This is a genomic window from Mycobacterium sp. M26, assembly GCF_001494595.1.
Classification (GTDB): Bacteria; Actinomycetota; Actinomycetes; order Mycobacteriales; family Mycobacteriaceae; genus Mycobacterium.
The window spans coordinates 300,149-317,886 of the sequence record NZ_LN929908.1; the positions used below are offsets into that span (position 1 = coordinate 300,149).

Here is a 17,738-nt window from a genome sequence, read left to right on the forward strand (position 1 = left end):
CAGGACCGCGCTCTACCGCAACTCTTGCCGTATGTCTTACAGTTGACACCACTTCAACGCTCCCGACCCAGGAGGCGCGGTGTCTCGCGTGGCGCGGTTCGACGGCAAACAGGCGATCGTGACGGGCGCCGGATCGGGCATCGGCGCAGCCCTGTGCCGCGCGCTGGCCAATGCCGGAGCCGAGGTGATGTGCACCGATATCGACGGCGAGGCTGCCCAGCGCACCGCCGACACCCTGGGCACACCCGGCAGTGCCCGCCAACTCGACGTCACCGATGCGGCCGCGGTGCAGAACGTGGTGGACGACGTCGTCGACCGCTCGGGTCGGATCGACCTGATGTTCAACAACGCCGGCATCACCTGGGGCGGTGACACCGAACTGCTCACCCTCGATCAGTGGAACGCCATCATCGACGTCAACATCCGCGGCGTCGTCCACGGAGTCCATGCCGCCTACCCGCACATGGTCCGCCAGGGCAGTGGGCACATCGTCAACACGGCCTCCATGGCCGGCCTGGCGGCCGCCGGCCGCATCACCAGTTACGTCATGACCAAACACGCCGTTGTGGGGCTCTCGCTGGCGCTGCGGTCGGAGGCGGCGGGCCGCGGTGTCGGTGTGCTCGCGATCTGTCCCACCGCCGTCGACACCCCGATCCTGGACAAGGGCTGGCTCGGCGACTTCAACGGCCGCGAGTTCTATCAGATGGGACAGCGCTCCACGAGCTTCCACAGCCCGGACAGGCTGGCCGCCGACACCCTGACCGCCGTCGCCCGCAACAAAGCACTGCTGGTCACGCCGCGCCAGGCTCAGGTCGCATGGCTGTTCGCGCGGCTGGCGCCGGGGCTGCTCAACCGAATGGCGGCGCGGTTCGTGTCCGGGCAGCGTTCCGCTGACGAGCGGTCGATGACACTATGAGCGATGTGTCTACTATTCCCCGGTACCCCTCCGACGTGACCCCCGCCTGGCTGGCGTCGATCCTCGCCGGACGCGCAACGGCGACGGACGTCACCTCGGTCGACGTTCGTCCGGTCGGGACGGGACAGACGGGTGCCACCTTCCGGGTGACGGCCACTTACGCGGCCAATCCGCACGGCCTGCCCGACACCTTCATCCTCAAACTGCCCTCAGGCGACGACGCCGTCCGCGACCGGGTGTCCCTGGGCTACCGCAGCGAGAGCGCCTTCTACCAATCGGTCGCTGATCGGGTGACGATCCCGATCCCGGAATGCTTCCACTGCGAGATCGCTGACGAGGGAGCCAGTTTCGCGCTGCTGCTGGCCGACCAGGCGCCGGCGGTCCAGGGTGACCAGATCGCCGGCTGCGGGGTCGAGCAGGCGCGGCTGGCAGTGCGGGCACTGGCCGGACTGCACGCGCCCACCTGGTGCGATCCACACTGGCAGACCTTCGAAGGCCTGGCCATGACCATCACCGGGGAAGATGCGATGCGCGGCCTGGGTGACATCTCGAAGATTGCCGCCGACATCACCAGGGACAAACTGGCCGGCAAGCTCAGTGACGCCGACGCCGAGACGCTGTCCGCGTCGATGGCGGCGGTCACCCCCTGGCTGCTGGGCGCACCCGACCGCTTCGCTCTGCTGCACGGCGACTACCGGCTGGACAACCTGCTCTTCGACGGCGACCGCATCACCGTCGTGGACTGGCAGACCCTCGGCGTCGGTCTGGCCGGCCGGGATCTCGCCTACTTCACCGGCACCAGCCTGGAACCCGAGTTGCGTGCGGACGTCGAGAAGGACCTGGTGGCCGACTATCACCGAGCACTGACCGAGCAGGGCGTCACCGACTACGACCTGGAGACCTGCTGGCTGGACTATCGTCTCGGCATGATCCAGGTTCCGCTGATCTCCGGGCTGGGGTGTGCGTTCTCGGTCGAGACCGAGCGCGGCGACGACATGATGGCGGCGATGCTGCGCCGCGGTTGTCAGGCGATCCGCGAGCTGGAGACCCTTGACCTCATCGCAGCCGAGTAGGAGCACAGATGGGTGACACCCTGCCCCGCACCGCGGTCATCGGCGCCGGTATCAGCGGCTTGACATCGGGCAAGATGCTGAAGGACTACGGCGTTCCGCACACCACTTTCGAGCTGTCCGACCGGATCGGCGGCAACTGGGCTTTCGGTAACCCGAACGGGCTCAGCAGCGCCTACCGCTCGCTGCACATCGACACGTCCAAACAACGGTTGTCGTTCAAGGACTTTCCGATCCCCGAGCACTTCCCGTCCTTCCCGCACCACAGCGAGATCAAGGCCTACCTCGACTCCTACGCCGAGACCTTCGGGCTGCTGGACAACATCGAGTTCAACAACGGCGTCCAGCACGCCGCACCGCGACCCGACGGTGGCTGGGACATCACCGACCAGCAGGGCACTACCCGAGAGTTCGACCTCCTGGTGGTCGGCAACGGCCACCACTGGGACGCCCGCTATCCGAACTTTCCCGGCGAATTCACCGGCGAGACAATCCATTCCCACCACTACATCGATCCGCAGACACCGCTGAACCTCACCGGTAAGCGAATCCTGGTGGTCGGCATCGGCAACAGCGCCGCCGACATCACCGTCGAACTGTCGTCGAAAACGCTGCAGAACACCGTCACCCTCTCGACGCGGTCCAGTGCCTGGATCGTGCCCAAGTACATCGCCGGGCGGCCCGGGGACTCGGTGTGGAAAACCTCGCCGTACATCCCGTTGTCCTGGCAGCGCAAGGCCGTTCAGCTGATGGCCCCTTACATGGGTGTGGACCCCACGCTCTACGGTCTGCCCGCCCCGAACCACAAGCTCTTCGAGGCACACCCGACCCAGTCGGTCGAATTGCCGCTGCGACTGGGCTCCGGTGACGTGACCCCCAAGCCCAACGTGTCCCGGCTCGACGGCGACACCGTCCACTTCGAGGACGGCACCAGCGCGGTGTTCGACGCCATCGTGTACGCGACCGGGTACAACATCACGTTCCCGTTCTTCGACCCCGACTTCATCAGCGCGCCCGACAACAACATCCGGCTCTACAAGCGAATGTTCAAGCCCGGCTTGGACAACCTGGTCTTCATCGGCTTCGCCCAGGCCATCCCCACGCTGTTCCCGTTCATCGAATGTCAGGCCAAGCTGATGGCGGCCTACGCCGTCGGCCGCTACGCACTGCCGCCGGCCGCTGAGATGGAGCGGATCATCGACGCCGACCAGAAGAAATACGTCGGCCATTGCGTCGACCGCCCGAGACATACCCAGCAGGTCGACTACTTCCACTACGAGCACGACATCCGCACCCGCGAATTCCCGGCCGGTGTCAAGCGGGCCGAGCTGCGCCGCCGCCGCACCAAGGAAGCCGTATGACCGCCACCGACATCACCTTCGACTCCGCCGGGGTGCTCTGCAGCGGTTGGCATTTCGCCGGTGCCGGCGATCGCTTCGAAGGGCCTGCTGGAAGGCCGGTCGTGGTGATGGGCCACGGCTTCGGTGGGACCAAGGACTCCGGCCTGGCCCCTTTCGCCGAACGCCTCAGCGCCGCAGGCATCGACGTGCTGGCCTTCGACTACCGGGGCTTCGGAGCCTCGGAAGGGTCACCGCGCCAGACCGTCTCGGTGGCCGGGCAGATCACCGACTTCGAATCCGCGGTGGCCGCGGCCAAGCGGCTGCCGGGCGTCGACCCGAACCGGATCGCACTGTGGGGATCGTCGCTGTCCGGCGGCCACGTACTCCAGGTGGCGGCCGGGCGCTCCGACATCGTCGCCGTCATCGCCATGACCCCGCTGACCAGTGGCACGGCCGTGAGCCGGGCGGCGATGGCCAGCCGCAGCGTCCCCACCGCGCTGAAATGGACGATGATCGGGGCGAAAAGCCGGGTGGACGTGTCCCGCGGCCGGCGCCCCACGATGATGCCGCTGGTGGCCCGGCCCGGCGAGCCCGGTGGCCTGACGCTGGACGGCGCCTACGAGAGTTACACCGCGCTGGCGGGGCCGACCTGGCGCAATGAGGTCGACGCCGCCGTCGGCCTGCAGATCGCCGGCATCCGAACGGCACAGGCCGCCAAGCAGTTACGCTGCCCGGCACTGTTCCAGATCGCCGACTTCGATCGCTATGTGCCTGCCGACTCGGTGGCCGCCACCGCAGTACTGGCCAGGGGGCAGGTGCACCACTACCCCTGCGATCACTTCGACGTATGGCCCGGCAACGACTGGTTCGACAAGGCTGTCGACGACCAGGTGGCCTTCCTGTCCCGTACCCTCAGTACTTCGTCGAGCCCTGATCGACTGATATCGCCTCAGCGGTAATCAGTTTCGCGTCATCGCTGGCCAGGAAGCAGACCGTGTCGGCGATGTCGTCCGGCTCGGCGATGTAGATCGGCAGAAACGGCAGCATCATGTTCTGCAGCGCCGGGTTGGTCTCCATCGCCTTGCCGAGTTCGGCCACCATGTCGCCGGTGCCCATATCGGTGCTGACCGGTCCGGGATGCACGCTGTTGACCCGGATGTTGTGCTTGCCCAGTTCGGCGGCGAACGCTCTGGCCATCCCGGTGACGGCATGCTTGCTGGCGGTGTAGTGCACCATGAACGGCTGCAGTTTGATTCCGGCTGCCGAGCTGATCAGGATGATCGACCCGCCGCGGCCGCCCTCGATAATCGCCGGCGCGCCGGCCATCACGGTATTCCACGTCCCGGTGACGTTGACGTCCATCACGTCCCGGAAGGCCTCCGGCGTGATCTCGTCCCACGCCGCCGGTGAGGTGATGCCCGCGTTGGCGACGATGATGTCCAGCCGGCCCAACGTCGCAACACCCTGGGCCACAGTCGCTTTCAGGCCGTCAAGATCCCGGGTGTCGACGGCGGAGGCCAGGATTCGCTGACCCGTCGCTTCGACGAGGCGGACCGTCTCGGCCAGATCGTCCGGGGTGGCCGGGTGGTAGGGCACGCAGTCCGGCAGCGGGCCCGCGATGTCGACGGCGATGATGTCGGCGCCCTCACGGGCCATGCGCACCGCGTGGGCCCGGCCCTGGCCGCGCGCCGCGCCGGTGATGAAGGCGACCCTGCCGGACAGTCGGCCGCTCACCGGCTGCGCTGCGCTTCCTTGACCAGACCGCCGCCGATGATGAGTCGCTGAATCTCGCTGGTGCCCTCGTAGAGTCGCAGCAGCCGGACCTCGCGGTAGATCCGTTCGACGGGCACACCGCGCATGTAGCCCGCCCCGCCGTGCACCTGCACCGCCAGGTCGGCGACCTTACCGGCCATCTCGGTACAGAACAGTTTGGCCACCGACGGAGCGATCCGGCGGTCCTCGTCGGACAGCCATTTCTGCGCGGCCTCGCGCACCAGCGCCCGGCCGGCCATCACACCCGACTGCTGATCAGCCAGCATCGCCTGCACCAACTGGAAGGTGCCGATGGGCGTGCCGCCCTGCGTGGCGGTCGCGGCGTAGGCCACCGACTCGTCGAGCGCGCGCTGGGCGGCGCCGACGGCCAGCGCCGCGATGTGGATACGCCCCCGCGCCAGTGATGTCATCGCCGCGCGGTAGCCGTGGTCCTCGCTGCCGCCGATCAGCGCGTCGTTGCCCACCCGCACATCGGTGAACGTCACGTCCGAGGTCCAGGCCCCCTCCTGACCCATCTTGGCGTCCTTGACGCCGACCTCCACACCGGCCGTGTCCGCGGGCACCAGGAACACCGCGATGCCCGCGCCGTTGGCGTCGGCGGGCCGGGTGCGGGCGAACACGATGAACAGGTTGGCCACCGGAGCGTTGGTGATGTACTGCTTGCTGCCGTTGATCACCCAATGATCGCCGTCCCGAACGGCTTTCGTCTTCAGCCCCGACGGGTTGGACCCGGCGCCGGGCTCGGTCAGTGCGAACGAGGCCACTACCTCACCGGTGGCGATCGGTTCGAGCCAGCGGGTCCGCTGCTCGTCGGTGCCGAAGCCGACGAGCACCTGCCCGGCGATGCCGTTGTTGGTGCCGAACATCGACCGCAGGGCCAAGCAGGTGTAGCCCAGTTCCATGGCCAGTTCGACATCCTGGGTGATGTCAAGGCCGAGGCCGCCCCACTGCTGGGGGATCGCGTAGCCGAACAAGCCCATCTTCATGGCCTGGTCGCGCAGGTCGTCGGGGACCTTGTCCTCGTTGACGATCTCGGACTCGCGCGGTACGACGGCGCTGCGGACGAAGTGGCGGGTCTGCGCCAGGATCTCGCGGAAGTCGTCATCGCTGACGTCACTCATCACAGCTCCTCGGGAACGTGGGGGTGCATGCTGGACGCGATCATATATGAAATATGATCGCGTCCAGTTTCTCGTAGGAAGCCTGGAAGAGGGAGATCCGATGTCGTTGCTGGCCGGTCAGACCGCAGTCATCACGGGTGGGGCGCAAGGCCTGGGCTTTGCGATCGCCGAGCAGTTCATCGCCGAGGGAGCCCGGGTGGTCATCGGCGACATCAACCTGGCGGCCACCCAGGAGGCGGCCGAGAAGCTCGGCGGCGCCGAGGTGGCGCGCGCGGTGAAATGCGATGTCACGTCCTACGCCGACGTCGACGCGCTCGTCGAGGCCGCGATCGAGCAGTTCGGCCGCTTCGACATCATGGTCAACAACGCTGGCATCACCCGGGACGCGACGCTGCGCAAGATGACCGAGGACGAGTTCGATCAGGTGATCTCCGTCCACCTCAAGGGCACCTGGAACGGCTTGAAGAAGGCCGCCTCGATCATGCGCGAGCAGGGCCACGGCGCGATCGTGAACATGTCGTCGATCTCCGGCAAGGTCGGGATGATCGGCCAGACCAACTACTCGGCGGCCAAGGCCGGCATCGTCGGTATGACGAAGGCGGCCTCCAAGGAACTGGCCCATCTCGGTGTGCGGGTCAACGCCATCCAGCCCGGGCTGATCCGCTCGGCGATGACCGAGGCGATGCCGCAACGGATTTGGGACTCCAAGGTCGCCGAGGTGCCGCTGGGACGCGCCGGCGAGCCCGCCGAGGTGGCCAAGGTGGCTCTGTTCCTGGCATCCGACCTGTCGTCGTACATGACGGGAACGGTGCTGGAGGTCACCGGAGGACGGCACCTCTGATGCTGCCGACGAGGACGGCCGTCATCTGCGAGCCGGTGCGCACGCCGATCGGCCGCTACGGCGGCATGTTCGCCTCGCTGACCGCGGTCGACCTCGGTGTCGCCGCCCTCAAGGGACTCCTGGAGCGGACCGGTGTTCCCGCCGAGGCGATCGAGGATGTCATCTTCGGACACTGCTATCCCAACAGTGAGGCACCCGCGATCGGCCGGGTCGTCGCACTGGACGCGGGTCTGCCCGTCACCGTCCCGGGTATGCAGGTCGACCGGCGTTGCGGCTCCGGCCTGCAGGCGGTCATCCAGGCCTGCCTCCAAGTCGCCTCCGGCGACAACGATCTCGTGGTCGCCGGCGGTGCCGAGAGCATGAGCAATGTCGCGTTCTACTCCACCGACATGCGGTGGGGAGGCGCCCGCAACGGTGTCAGCGTGCACGACGGACTCGCGCGCGGCCGCACCACCGCCGGTGGCCGGTTCTACCCGGTGCCCGGCGGCATGCTCGAGACGGCCGAGAACCTGCGCCGCGAGTACCGCATCCCCCGTCAGGAGCAGGACGAGCTGGCCGTCGCCTCCCACCAGCGAGCCGTCGCCGCGCAGAACAGTGGCGTGTTCGCCGAGGAGATCATTCCCGTCACGGTGTCGACCCGGCACGGCGACCAGCTCATCGACACCGACGAGCACCCGCGGGCCGATACCACCGTGGAGTCGCTGGCCAGGCTCAAACCTGTTCTGCTCAAACAGGATCCGGACGCCACCGTGACAGCGGGCAACTCCAGCGGCCAGAACGATGCCGCCTCGGTGTGCCTGGTCACCACTGCCGAGAAGGCCGAGGAACTGGGCCTGCGGCCGCTGGTGCGGCTGGTGTCATGGGCGTCGGCAGGGGTGGCGCCGGCGGTCATGGGTATCGGACCGGTGCCGGCCACCGCCGCCGCGCTGGACAAGGCCGGCCTCACGCTGGCCGATATCGACGTCATCGAACTCAACGAAGCCTTCGCCGCCCAGGCGCTGGCCGTGATGCGGGAGTGGGCGTTCACCGACGCGGACCTCGAGCGCACCAACGTGCACGGCTCGGGAATCTCGCTCGGCCATCCGGTGAGCGCCACCGGTGGGCGGATGCTGGCCACCCTGGCCCGCGAACTGCACCGGCGCGATGCGCGGTACGGGCTGGAGACGATGTGCATCGGCGGCGGGCAGGGCCTGGCCGCGGTCTTCGAAAGGGTGTGACTTATATGACCAGACTCGCCCAGACGCTGGGGCTCACCGAGTTCCAGACCGAGATCATCTCCACCGTCCGGCAATTCGTCGACAAGGAGATCATCCCCAACGCCCAGGACCTGGAACACTCCGACACCTATCCGCAGGCCATCGTCGACCAGATGCGGGAGATGGGGCTGTTCGGCCTGATGGTTCCCGAGGAGTACGGCGGGCTGGGGGAATCGCTGCTCACCTACGCCCTGTGCGTCGAGGAACTCGCGCGCGGCTGGATGAGCATCTCCGGGGTGATCAACACCCACTTCATCGTCGCCTACATGATTCGCCAGCACGGCACCGACGAGCAGAAGCAACGCTTCCTGCCACGGATGGCCACCGGTGAAACCCGCGGGGCCTTTTCGATGTCGGAGCCCGAACTCGGTTCCGATGTCGCCGCCATCCGAACCCGCGCCCGCGACAACGGCGACGGCACCTACACCATCGACGGCCAGAAGATGTGGCTGACCAACGGCGGCAGTTCGACACTGGTGGCCGCGCTGGTACGCACCGACGAGGGTGCCGACAAGCCGCACCGCAACCTCACGGCCTTCCTCATCGAAAAGCCTTCCGGCTTCGGGGAAGTAGCGCCCGGTCTGACGATCCCGGGCAAGATCGACAAACTCGGTTACAAGGGTATCGACACCACCGAGCTGATCTTCGACGGCTACGTGTGCAGTGCCGACAACGTCCTGGGCAACAAGCCGGGGCAGGGGTTCTTCCAGATGATGGACGGTGTCGAGGTCGGCCGGGTCAACGTCGCCGCCCGCGCCTGCGGGGTGGGGGTACGCGCGTTCGAGCTGGCCGCCCGTTATGCCCAGCAGCGCAGCACCTTCGGCAAGCCCATCGCCGAGCACCAGGCCATCGCCTTCCAGCTTGCCGAGATGGCCACCAAAGTCGAAGCGGCGCATCTGATGATGGTCAACGCCGCGCGGCTGAAGGACTCCGGGGAACGTAACGACGTCGCGGCCGGGATGGCGAAGTATCTGGCCAGCGAGTTCTGCTCGGAGGTCACCCAGCAGAGCTTCCGCATCCACGGCGGCTACGGGTACTCCAAGGAGTACGAGATCGAGCGGCTGATGCGCGATGCCCCCTTCCTGCTGATCGGCGAGGGCACCAGCGAAATCCAGAAGAACATCATCAGCAAGCGACTGCTGGCCGACTACCGGATCTGACGTGAGCGCACCCGAATTCGCCCCCCGGCCACAATTGGCAGAGGATGTGGCGCGGTTTGTCCGCCGTCGCATCTTCAACGGGACCTATCCTGCCGGCGAGTACATCCGCCTCGACCAGCTCGCGGCCGAGCTGGGCATCAGTGTCACCCCCGTGCGGGAGGCCCTCTTCGAGTTGCGTGGTGAAGGGCTGCTCGATCAGCTGCCCCGGCGGGGTTTCGTGGTGCTGCCCTTCACCGACCGCGACATCACCGACGTGTCCAATCTGCAGGCGCACGTGGGTGGTCTGCTGGCGGCGCGAGCGGCGGCGAACATCACCGACGACCAACTGGAGGAACTCACCGCCATCCACGCCGAACTCACCGACGCCTACGCCGCGAACGACGGTGACCGTGCCGTCCGCCTCAACCACGAGTTCCACCGCGCGATCAACGTGGCCGCCGACTCGCCCAAGCTCGCCCAGCTGATGTCCCAGATCACCCGCTACGCACCGGAATCGGTGTTCCCGACGATCGAGGGCTGGCCGGACCGTTCGGTGGCCGACCACGAGCGGATCGTTACGGCGCTGAGCCGCCACGACGAGGAGGCGGCGCGGGCGGCGATGTCGGACCACCTGGCCGCGGGGGCCGAGCCGCTCATTGAGCATCTGGTGAAGAAGGGCGTCGCCCAGCGCGCGCAGCAGCCCTGAGGTTCACACCACCGAGAACCCGGACGGAAGTGTGCTGCGCCCGGTCAGCGCCGAGAGCACGGTTTCGCCATGGCCCCGCCGCACGGCGGTCACCGCGGCCAAAGCCGCGGCGTGGCCGCACACCTCGGCGGGCAACGCCGCCGCCTGATCGGTCGCCCGGGCCAGGTCCAGGCTGTGCACCGCCAGCTCGAAGATGCGGGTGGGCAGGTAGTCCGAGAGCGACATCCCGCCGGCGATGGTCGTGATCAGTGGATCACCCGCGACGTCGAGGGCAGCGACCGCGGCGTCCCGGAATCCTCGCAGCGCGGCCAGCGGAGTGTCGCCGAGGGCGTGCGCCGCCTGCTCGGCCCGCGCGTCGATGGCCGCGGAATCGGTCTGCTGCAGGGCGATGACGTAGTAGTCGGCGGTGGACGGGACATCCTTGGTTGCCGCGGGTTTGGCCAGGTAGTCGGTGACGGTGGTGAACGAGCGGCCGATATGCCCGACGAGCATGCGCACGGTCCACGACCCGAGCGCGGGTGCCGGCCACTGGTCTGCCGCCACCCCGGCCACCAGCGACAGCGCATGATCACCGGCGAGCCGATAGACATCGATCAGCTCGGCCATCCCCGGCGCGGTGTTCGTCGTCATGGTCTCGATTTCAGCGGATCAGATCGCGGCGGTAAAGGGCCAGTCGGCGCCGACTGGCTACTCGACGTGGCCGGCGTCGGTGAGCATCTCGCGCAGCCGCCGCACATCGAGCTTGCCGGTGCTTCCTCGCGGCACTTCGTCGTCGGAGGCCAGCCGCACCCAGATCGTGGGAACCTTGAATGCGCTCAGTTGGGTCCGAGCCGCTGCCCGCAGGTCCTCGATGCTCAGGCCGGACACCAACGCGGCGCCGACCCGGCCCTCGACGTCGGTGACGTAGGCCGCGCGTACCCCGTCGATGGCGCGCAATCCCGCTTCGACCTCGCTCGGATACACGGTGGCCCCGCTGACCTTGAACATGTTGTCGGACCGGCCGTGATAGAAGAGGAATCCGTCGGCGTCGAGGCGGCCCAGGTCGCCGGTGGAGAAGAAGCCGTCGGGGGTGAAGACCTCCTCGCGGCTGCGCCGGCAGATACCGCGCAGGATCTGGCGCCCGCGGATCTGGATCGTCCCGACGCTGCCGGTGGGCAGCAGGTCGCCGGTCTCGGTGTCGACGATCCGAATCTCGACACCGGGCAACGGCTTTCCGCAGGATCCCCAGGCCGAGCGCGGCATATCGGTATCCATCTGGTAGCCGCAGTACGGTCCGAACGACTCGGTCATGCCCAGCAGATTGGCCCGCGCACCCGGCGGCGGTCGCCGCTCCGGTGGCAGCAGCGCCTCCAGGCTGCCCGGCTGCAGCGCCGACAGATCGGCGCCGAGTTCGACCGCGTGGCGGGCGAGTGCCTCGGCCTGGGCGGGCCAGCCGCGAAACGACGTAACCCGTTCGCGCGCCATCAATTCCAATGTGCTCTGCGGAGTGGCGATCGCCTCGGTGACCAGGGTTGCGCCCGCGACGAGAACCGACAGCAGACCGGTGCCGAAGCCCCCGACCCAGAAGAACGGCATGGGCACGTACAGCCGGGTGTCGTGGTCGATCCGGCGCACCGACAGCCCGGCGCGCACGGCTGCGATGGCATTGCCGTGCGAATGGATCACCCCTTTGGGAGGCCCGCTGCTGCCCGAAGTGAACATCACCACCAGCGGATCGGCCGGAACCACCGTGGCCGCCGCCGTCGCCACGTCCACATCGGCTGCACCACTGGGCAATGCGTCGGCTGGCCAGATCGTCTGCAATGCTGGCAGGCTGTCGATGTGCCCGGCGATCTCGTCGAGGTAGCGATGACCACGGAACTCCTCGACGGAGATCAGGTACCGCACCGAAGCCACCCGTAACTGGGCGGCCAGCTCGGGACCGGCCAGCAGGGTGCTCAGCGGCACCAGCACCGCGCCGATACGGTTGATGGCCAACGCGATCTGAGCCCAGCGCACCCCGTTGGACATGATCAGCCCGATCCGGCTGCCCTTCGTCACACCGGCTGAGATCAGCCCGGCCGCCACGTCGCGCGTCGCGGTGTCCAGCTCGGCATAACTGATCTGCGACGTGCTGTCGATCAGGAACGGCTGCCGGCCCAGCCCGGCCCGCTCGCGGATCAGCGAGTCGATGGTCTCAGACATCGAACAACTCCGGCAGCCGGCGCACGTCGACCTTGCCGCTGGACATCAGTGGCACCGCGGACGGTGGGACCCAGACGATGCGGCGGGGAAGCTTGTAGGCCGACAGCTCTGAGCGAAGGCGCTGCCGTAGCGACTCGCAGTCGCCCGCCACGCCGTCGGGAACCACGATGACGGCTGCCACCGCCTGGCCTCGCTCGGCATCGGGCAGGCCCACCACGTGGGCGGTGAGCCCGCCGGTCACGGTCGCGATCGCCCGCTCGACCTCGGCGGGGGAGACGTTGGCACCAGCGGTCTTGATCATCGAACCGAGGCGCCCGAGGTAGTAGTAGAAGCCGTCGTGGTCCGTACGGACCAGGTCGCCGGTGGCAAACCAGCCGTCGGCAGTGAAGCAGTCCTCGCGGCTGCGTTTGTAGTAGTGCTGCATCAGATACTCTCCGCGCAGCAATAATTCGCCGACCTCGCCGGCGGCGACGTCCTGGCCGGTCTCCGGGTTCACGATGCGTGTCGCAAAGCCCGGCGCCGGATGTCCGAACGATCCGCGCCGGTGCTCCGGCTGGTCGGTGTCATCCTCGCTGAGCAGCACGACGCTGCCGGCTTCGGTCATGCCCAGCATGTTGTGCCGCAACTCCGGGTCGGCCGGCCGGGCGCCGGGGGCCATGATCGGGTAGAGGTTACCGCGGCGCAGCGACGACAGATCGCGCCGGGCGAAGCTCTCGTGACGGGCCAGATGTGCCACCCCGGCGGCGAATCCATTGGTGAGTGTGGGGCGTACGGCCTCCAGCAGGTCGAGGGTGACCGCTGGGTCGGTCGCGTTCGAGCACACCAGGGTCGATCCGGCGACCAAGGTGGCCAGCAGTGCGAAGGCGAACCCGCCGATCCAGAAGAACGGCGAGGTGCAGAACAACCTGTCCTCGGCGTGCAGTCCACGAATCTCGTTGAGGTGGTGTTGCTGTGACAGCAGCGCGGCATGGGTGTGGACCGCACCCTTCGGGGTTCCGGTCGACCCCGAGGTGTAGATGATGGCCAGCGGGTCCGCGCCGTCGACATCATCGGCCAGTGCGCGGACCATCGCCGGGTTTGCGCAGGCGTCGGTACGCCCGTCGAACACGATGTGCCGCAGCCACGGTGCGGTGAGGCCGGCCAGCCGCGTGGTGTAGTCGTTTCCGCGGAACGACGATGTGGCAAGAAGGATCTCGGTGTCGCTGTGCAGGAGTTGGCTCTGCAGTTCCGGTGCCGTCGCGAAGGTCGAGCACGGGATCACCACCGCGCCGATCCGGGCGGCGGCCAGCATGGCGACCACAAAGTCCGCGCCGTTGGGATACAGCACGCCGACGTGGGTTCCTTGGCCTGCGCCGAGCCCGACCAGTGCGACTGCCAGGTCGGCGGACCGCCGGTCGGCTTCCCCGTACGTGCGCACGGCGCCGTCACAGATCAGCAGCGGCTGCTCGGGCCGCTGCGACGCCTGTCGCTCCAGCAGCCGCCCCACCGTCAGTCGACGGTCAGTGGGCATGGCGTGCCGCCGGATCGTCGAAGTGGGCACGGACGGCGGACAGGTCGGCCTTGCCCGACGGGGTTCGCGGGATCGCGTCGACAACCATGATCTGCGAGGGAATCTCATAGGGCGCCAGCCGGGTTCGCAGGAACTCGCGCAGCTCCGCTTCGCTGACACTGGCGTGCGCCAGTTCTACCAGCGCCACCGGAGTCTCGCCGATCCGCTCGTCGGCGCGGCCCACCACCGCGGCGCCCAGTACGCCGGGATGGCTCTCCAGGGCGGTTCTGACATCGTCGGGCAGCACCTTGAATCCGCCGCGGATGATGGCCTGGTCGGCCCGGCCGAGTATCCACACAAACCCGTCGGCGTCGATGCGGGCCAGATCGGTGGTGCGCATCCAGCCGGCGTCCGGACCCAGCTGGCCGGGAATGACCTCGAGCAGCCCGGGCTCGTCGGGGCCGAGGACCGCGCCATCCTCGGTCACCACCCGAAGTCGGGCGCCCAGGGTCGCCCGGCCCACGCTGCCCCGCTTCCTCTGCCAGAACCGCTGGTGGTCGGCCAGCGTCCAGCCCGCGACACCACCGCCGAATTCCGTTGCCGCATAGGAGGTCAGAACCGGGATGCCGAACTTCGCGGTGAAGGACTCGGCATCGTCGGCAGACAGTGGTGCGGTGCCCGAGGTGACGGCCCGGATTCCGGCGAGATCGTCGCGACCGAGGTCGGAGTGCAGCACCATCCGCAGGGCGGCGGGCACCAGCGAGACCGTTTTCGGGCGGTGCCGCCGCACGGCGTCAGCCCACGCCGTCAGCTCGAAGCGGGGGAGCAGCGCGAACGGTCTGGCCTCGACGATGCACTGCAGAACCCGGTAGATCCCGCCGATGTGGACCAGGGGGGCGTTGACGATGGCGACGCCGCGACGGCTCGTCGTCGGGGCAGGCAGGTCGGCAGACGCCGATCCCAGCACCGAGATCGCCAGCATGTCGTAGGTGATGTCGACCCGTTTCGGTTCACCGGTGGTGCCACTGGTCAGCATCCGCACCGCCACCCCCGACGCCGCACCGTCGTGGGCCGTGCCGGTGCGGGTGGCCGGCGATGTCTCGAGATCGGCTGCGGGGTCGAGGATCGTGTCGAGGTCCAGACCCGCGATGTCGGACGTGATCCGGTCCTCGCCGCGCGACGGGTTGATCACCACGACGCAGCCACCCGCCAGCAACACTCCCAGGGTCGCGGCGACGTGACCCGGTGTGTTGCGCAGCAGTATCCCGGCCCGGGTTCCGACGCCGATGGTCGAGGCGACGCGTCTCGTGGCCACCGCCAGCTCGCCCCAGCTCGACCATCGGCCGTCGTACTCGATCGCCGGTGCGCCGGGATCCAGATCGAGCACCGCCGCGATCCGCTGCGACAGCGGATGCACTAGCGCAACCTCGGTGGGGTCCGCGGCGCCTCCTCCTGGGCGGCAAGCTCGGCCTGGCCCAACGGGTTTCCCAGCCGGGTGTAGATGAGATTCTGTTCCATGGCAGCCCGGTAGGGCTTGTCCAGCGACTCCCAGATGGCCTTCACGGTGCCCTGGGTGGCCGACGGTGGTTGGGCGGCGATGGTCGCGGCGATCTCGTGTGCCCGTGACCACAGGTCGACAGGCGCGACCACCTCCGACACCAGTCCGATGCGCAGGGCCGTGTCTGCGGTCACCCGTTCGTCGTTGCCCATCAAAGCCATCCGCAGCGTTTCGCCGAGGCCGATCCGGCGCATCAGCCCGATCGGCTCCAGTGCTGAGACCAGACCCGCACTGACATGGGAGTCGAAGAACGTGGCGTCCTGCGAGCAGATCACCACGTCGGACTCGTTGACGAAGTAGAAGGCGCCCGCGGTGCACATGCCGTGTACCGCGCACACCACCGGCTTCCACATCTTCTGCCACTTCGGGCTGAGCAGTTCGCCCGGATCCTCGTGATTCCACACATTGTGCGGCTGGCCGTAGGGCGAGGTGATGTCCAAGCCGGCGCAGAATGCCCGGTCGCCGGCGGCGCGCAGCACCACCGCATGGATTGCGCTGTCGTTCTTGACGATCCGCCAGGCGGCGGCCATCTCTTCGCACATCGTGCGGTTGAACGCATTCAGCTTGTCCGGCCGGTTCAGGGTGATCGTCGCGACATGGTCACTGCGGTCGAAGTCCAGCAGGATGGTGTCGAAGGCCGCGGTCATCGGCACTGCCAGTTCGGTGTGCGCTTCTCGACGAACGCTCTGGGTCCTTCCAGCGAGTCCGCGGTGTGCAGATTGCGTTCGCGGAACGCCTCGGCCAGCATCTCGGCCTCGTGCAGCGGAATGTCGCGGCCCTTGATGACGGCGAGCCGGGTGCCCCGAACGGCCAGCGGCGCATTGCGGTTGACGGTATCGGCGATCTCGTGGGCCCGTTTCAGAAGCCGGTCGTGCTCGACGATCTCGGTGATCAGGCCGAGTTCGTAGGCGCGGTTGGCATCCATCCGCTCGTGCTTGCCCATGATCGCCATCCGCAGCGCCACGGACCGGGGCAGCACCCGGGACAGCCGCACCATCTCGCGCCCGGCGACCAGCCCGATCGACACATGCGGATCGAAGAAGGTGGCCTGCTCCGAGGCGATCACGATATCGCCGGTGGTCACCCAATCCAGCCCTGCGCCACAGCAGATTCCGTTGATCGCGACGATCACCGGTTTGGCCATCCGCCGGAAGGGCGGGGTGCCTTCCTGGGGAGCCTCCCACTGGTCATAGCTGGACAGGTACGGCCGCTCGTCGATCACCCGGCCGTCCTCGGGAATCTCCTTGACGTCGGCGCCGGTGCAGAACGCCCGGCCGGTCGCCGTGACGATCAGCAGCCAAACGTCGTCGTCGCTCTCGGCGGCGTCATAGGCGTCCCGCAGTTCGGTGATCATGAACGGGCTCAGCGCGTTGAGCGCCTCCGGACGGTTCAGCGTGATCGTGGCTGTGTGGTTGTCGACCTCATAGGTGATCGTCGTGTACTGACCTGCCGGCATCTAGTCGTCCCTTCGTCATCGCCCGGTGAAGTCTGGTTGGCGCTTCTGGCGAAAAGCTGCCAGACCCTCCTTGAAATCGGCTGTTCGACAGGCGAGTTCGAGGTTGAACAGTTCCTGGTTCATCGCCTCGCCCAAGGTGGCGTGCTGACTGTGGTTGATCGCCTGTTTGGCCAGTCCGATCGCCACCGTCGGACCCGCCGCCAACCGGTCGAGAAGGTCGCGCACCGTGGCGTCGAGGTGCGTCTGCTCGGCACTGCGGTGGATCAGGCCCCAGGCGGCTGCGGTGGCGCCGTCGACCTGCTCGCCGAGCAGCAGCATCTCCTTCGCCCGCGCCATCCCGACCAGACGTGGCAGCAGCCAGGTCGACCCCGAGTCGGGGGAGAACCCGCGCGCCACGAACGGCTCCCAGAACACCGCATCGGAGGCCGCCACGGTGAAGTCTGCGGCGAGTGCGAGATTGCAGCCCAGCCCGGCGGCCCAGCCGCGCACTGTGCAGACCACCGGCAGGTGCAGGGTGTGCACCAGCTCGATCACCCGGTGGGCGCCGTGCGGAACACCCCGCACCAGATGTCCGGTACGTGGACGTTGCCCGGCCCCCGCCGAGCCCACCCAATCGACCCCTGAGCAGAAGTCCGTACCGGTGCCGCGCAGATGCACCACGCGCAGATCCTCGTCGCGCGCTGCCGCGCTCAGCAGCTCGACGAGAGCATCGATCATGCTGTGGCTCAACGAGTTCCGCCGAGACGGCCGGTCGAGAGTGATGTGCAGGACAGCACCATCCCGCGACGAGGTCACGGTGCCGTCGGCCACCCGGGCCTCTTCGTCCACCGCGGACCCTGCCCTCTCAGACGCGCGTTACTGATAGCCATACAGTAGTGCTATCGTCTAG

Annotated in this window: 17 protein-coding genes; 8 read left to right on the forward strand and 9 right to left on the reverse strand. The window is 67.9% G+C overall.

Going from position 1 to position 17,738, the window contains the following annotated elements; translation table 11 throughout:
- The first annotated feature begins 88 nt into the window (after nt 1–88).
- Genes BN3385_RS10905 through BN3385_RS10920 form a run of 4 tightly spaced genes read left to right on the forward strand, consistent with a single transcriptional unit; the run spans nt 89 to nt 4,285 of the window.
- The gene (locus BN3385_RS10905) at nt 89–916 is read left to right on the forward strand and encodes an SDR family NAD(P)-dependent oxidoreductase (protein WP_059016801.1); all 828 of its coding nucleotides are present in this window, start codon (nt 89–91) and stop codon (nt 914–916) included.
- The gene (locus tag BN3385_RS10910) at nt 913–1,989 is read left to right on the forward strand and encodes a phosphotransferase family protein (protein ID WP_059016802.1); all 1,077 of its coding nucleotides are present in this window, start codon (nt 913–915) and stop codon (nt 1,987–1,989) included. The genes BN3385_RS10905 and BN3385_RS10910 overlap by 4 nt, the downstream gene beginning before the upstream one ends.
- Before the next feature lie 8 nt (nt 1,990–1,997).
- A complete protein-coding gene (locus tag BN3385_RS10915; RefSeq protein ID WP_059016803.1) occupies nt 1,998–3,347 on the forward strand; it encodes a flavin-containing monooxygenase in 1,350 nt (449 codons plus the stop codon).
- Complete coding sequence (locus BN3385_RS10920) at nt 3,344–4,285, forward strand: alpha/beta hydrolase (RefSeq protein ID WP_059016804.1); 942 nt, start codon at nt 3,344–3,346, stop codon at nt 4,283–4,285. Before BN3385_RS10915 ends, BN3385_RS10920 begins: the two co-directional genes overlap by 4 nt.
- Here the strand turns inward: BN3385_RS10920 and BN3385_RS10925 are convergent.
- Both BN3385_RS10925 and BN3385_RS10930 read right to left on the reverse strand, forming a co-directional pair.
- Entirely contained in the window at nt 4,239–5,060 is an 822-nt protein-coding gene (locus BN3385_RS10925) for a mycofactocin-coupled SDR family oxidoreductase (RefSeq protein ID WP_059016805.1), read from the reverse strand. The genes BN3385_RS10920 and BN3385_RS10925 overlap by 47 nt on opposite strands.
- Complete coding sequence (locus BN3385_RS10930; protein WP_059016806.1) at nt 5,057–6,220, reverse strand: acyl-CoA dehydrogenase family protein; 1,164 nt, start codon at nt 6,218–6,220, stop codon at nt 5,057–5,059. The genes BN3385_RS10925 and BN3385_RS10930 overlap by 4 nt, the downstream gene beginning before the upstream one ends.
- Before the next feature lie 100 nt (nt 6,221–6,320).
- Between BN3385_RS10930 and fabG the strand changes: the two genes are divergently transcribed.
- The 4 genes from fabG to BN3385_RS10950 are packed head-to-tail and all read left to right on the forward strand — an operon-like array spanning nt 6,321 to nt 10,162.
- Nucleotides 6,321–7,061 carry a 3-oxoacyl-ACP reductase FabG gene (gene fabG / locus BN3385_RS10935; protein ID WP_059016807.1) on the forward strand — a complete coding sequence of 247 codons (741 nt, stop codon included), beginning with the start codon at nt 6,321–6,323 and terminating at the stop codon, nt 7,059–7,061.
- Nucleotides 7,061–8,278 carry an acetyl-CoA C-acetyltransferase gene (locus BN3385_RS10940; RefSeq protein WP_059016808.1) on the forward strand — a complete coding sequence of 406 codons (1,218 nt, stop codon included), beginning with the start codon at nt 7,061–7,063 and terminating at the stop codon, nt 8,276–8,278. Before fabG ends, BN3385_RS10940 begins: the two co-directional genes overlap by 1 nt.
- Before the next feature lie 5 nt (nt 8,279–8,283).
- Nucleotides 8,284–9,477: an acyl-CoA dehydrogenase family protein gene (locus tag BN3385_RS10945; RefSeq protein WP_059016809.1), complete on the forward strand. Its 1,194-nt coding sequence runs from the start codon at nt 8,284–8,286 to the stop codon at nt 9,475–9,477.
- A 1-nt stretch (nt 9,478) separates the two neighbouring features.
- Nucleotides 9,479–10,162 (forward strand): GntR family transcriptional regulator, encoded by a 684-nt coding sequence (locus BN3385_RS10950; protein ID WP_059016810.1) that lies wholly within the window; start codon nt 9,479–9,481, stop codon nt 10,160–10,162.
- Between the two features lie 3 nt (nt 10,163–10,165).
- Here BN3385_RS10950 and BN3385_RS10955 read toward each other — a convergent pair whose 3' ends face one another.
- The 7 genes from BN3385_RS10955 to BN3385_RS10985 are packed head-to-tail and all read right to left on the reverse strand — an operon-like array spanning nt 10,166 to nt 17,677.
- On the reverse strand, nt 10,166–10,792 hold the full coding sequence (locus BN3385_RS10955) for a maleylpyruvate isomerase N-terminal domain-containing protein (RefSeq protein ID WP_082690424.1): 627 nt from the start codon (nt 10,790–10,792) through the stop codon (nt 10,166–10,168).
- Between the two features lie 57 nt (nt 10,793–10,849).
- On the reverse strand, nt 10,850–12,346 hold the full coding sequence (locus BN3385_RS10960) for a class I adenylate-forming enzyme family protein (RefSeq protein ID WP_059016811.1): 1,497 nt from the start codon (nt 12,344–12,346) through the stop codon (nt 10,850–10,852).
- The gene (locus BN3385_RS10965) at nt 12,339–13,856 is read right to left on the reverse strand and encodes a class I adenylate-forming enzyme family protein (protein WP_059016812.1); all 1,518 of its coding nucleotides are present in this window, start codon (nt 13,854–13,856) and stop codon (nt 12,339–12,341) included. The genes BN3385_RS10960 and BN3385_RS10965 overlap by 8 nt, the downstream gene beginning before the upstream one ends.
- Entirely contained in the window at nt 13,846–15,252 is a 1,407-nt protein-coding gene (locus BN3385_RS10970; RefSeq protein WP_059016813.1) for a class I adenylate-forming enzyme family protein, read from the reverse strand. The genes BN3385_RS10965 and BN3385_RS10970 overlap by 11 nt, the downstream gene beginning before the upstream one ends.
- On the reverse strand, nt 15,252–16,040 hold the full coding sequence (locus BN3385_RS10975) for an enoyl-CoA hydratase/isomerase family protein (RefSeq protein WP_059016814.1): 789 nt from the start codon (nt 16,038–16,040) through the stop codon (nt 15,252–15,254). Before BN3385_RS10975 ends, BN3385_RS10970 begins: the two co-directional genes overlap by 1 nt.
- Nucleotides 16,037–16,849 (reverse strand): enoyl-CoA hydratase/isomerase family protein, encoded by an 813-nt coding sequence (locus tag BN3385_RS10980; RefSeq protein ID WP_059016815.1) that lies wholly within the window; start codon nt 16,847–16,849, stop codon nt 16,037–16,039. The genes BN3385_RS10975 and BN3385_RS10980 overlap by 4 nt, the downstream gene beginning before the upstream one ends.
- Nucleotides 16,850–16,864: 15 nt before the next feature.
- On the reverse strand, nt 16,865–17,677 hold the full coding sequence (locus BN3385_RS10985) for an enoyl-CoA hydratase/isomerase family protein (protein ID WP_059016816.1): 813 nt from the start codon (nt 17,675–17,677) through the stop codon (nt 16,865–16,867).
- Nucleotides 17,678–17,738: the final 61 nt, after the last annotated feature.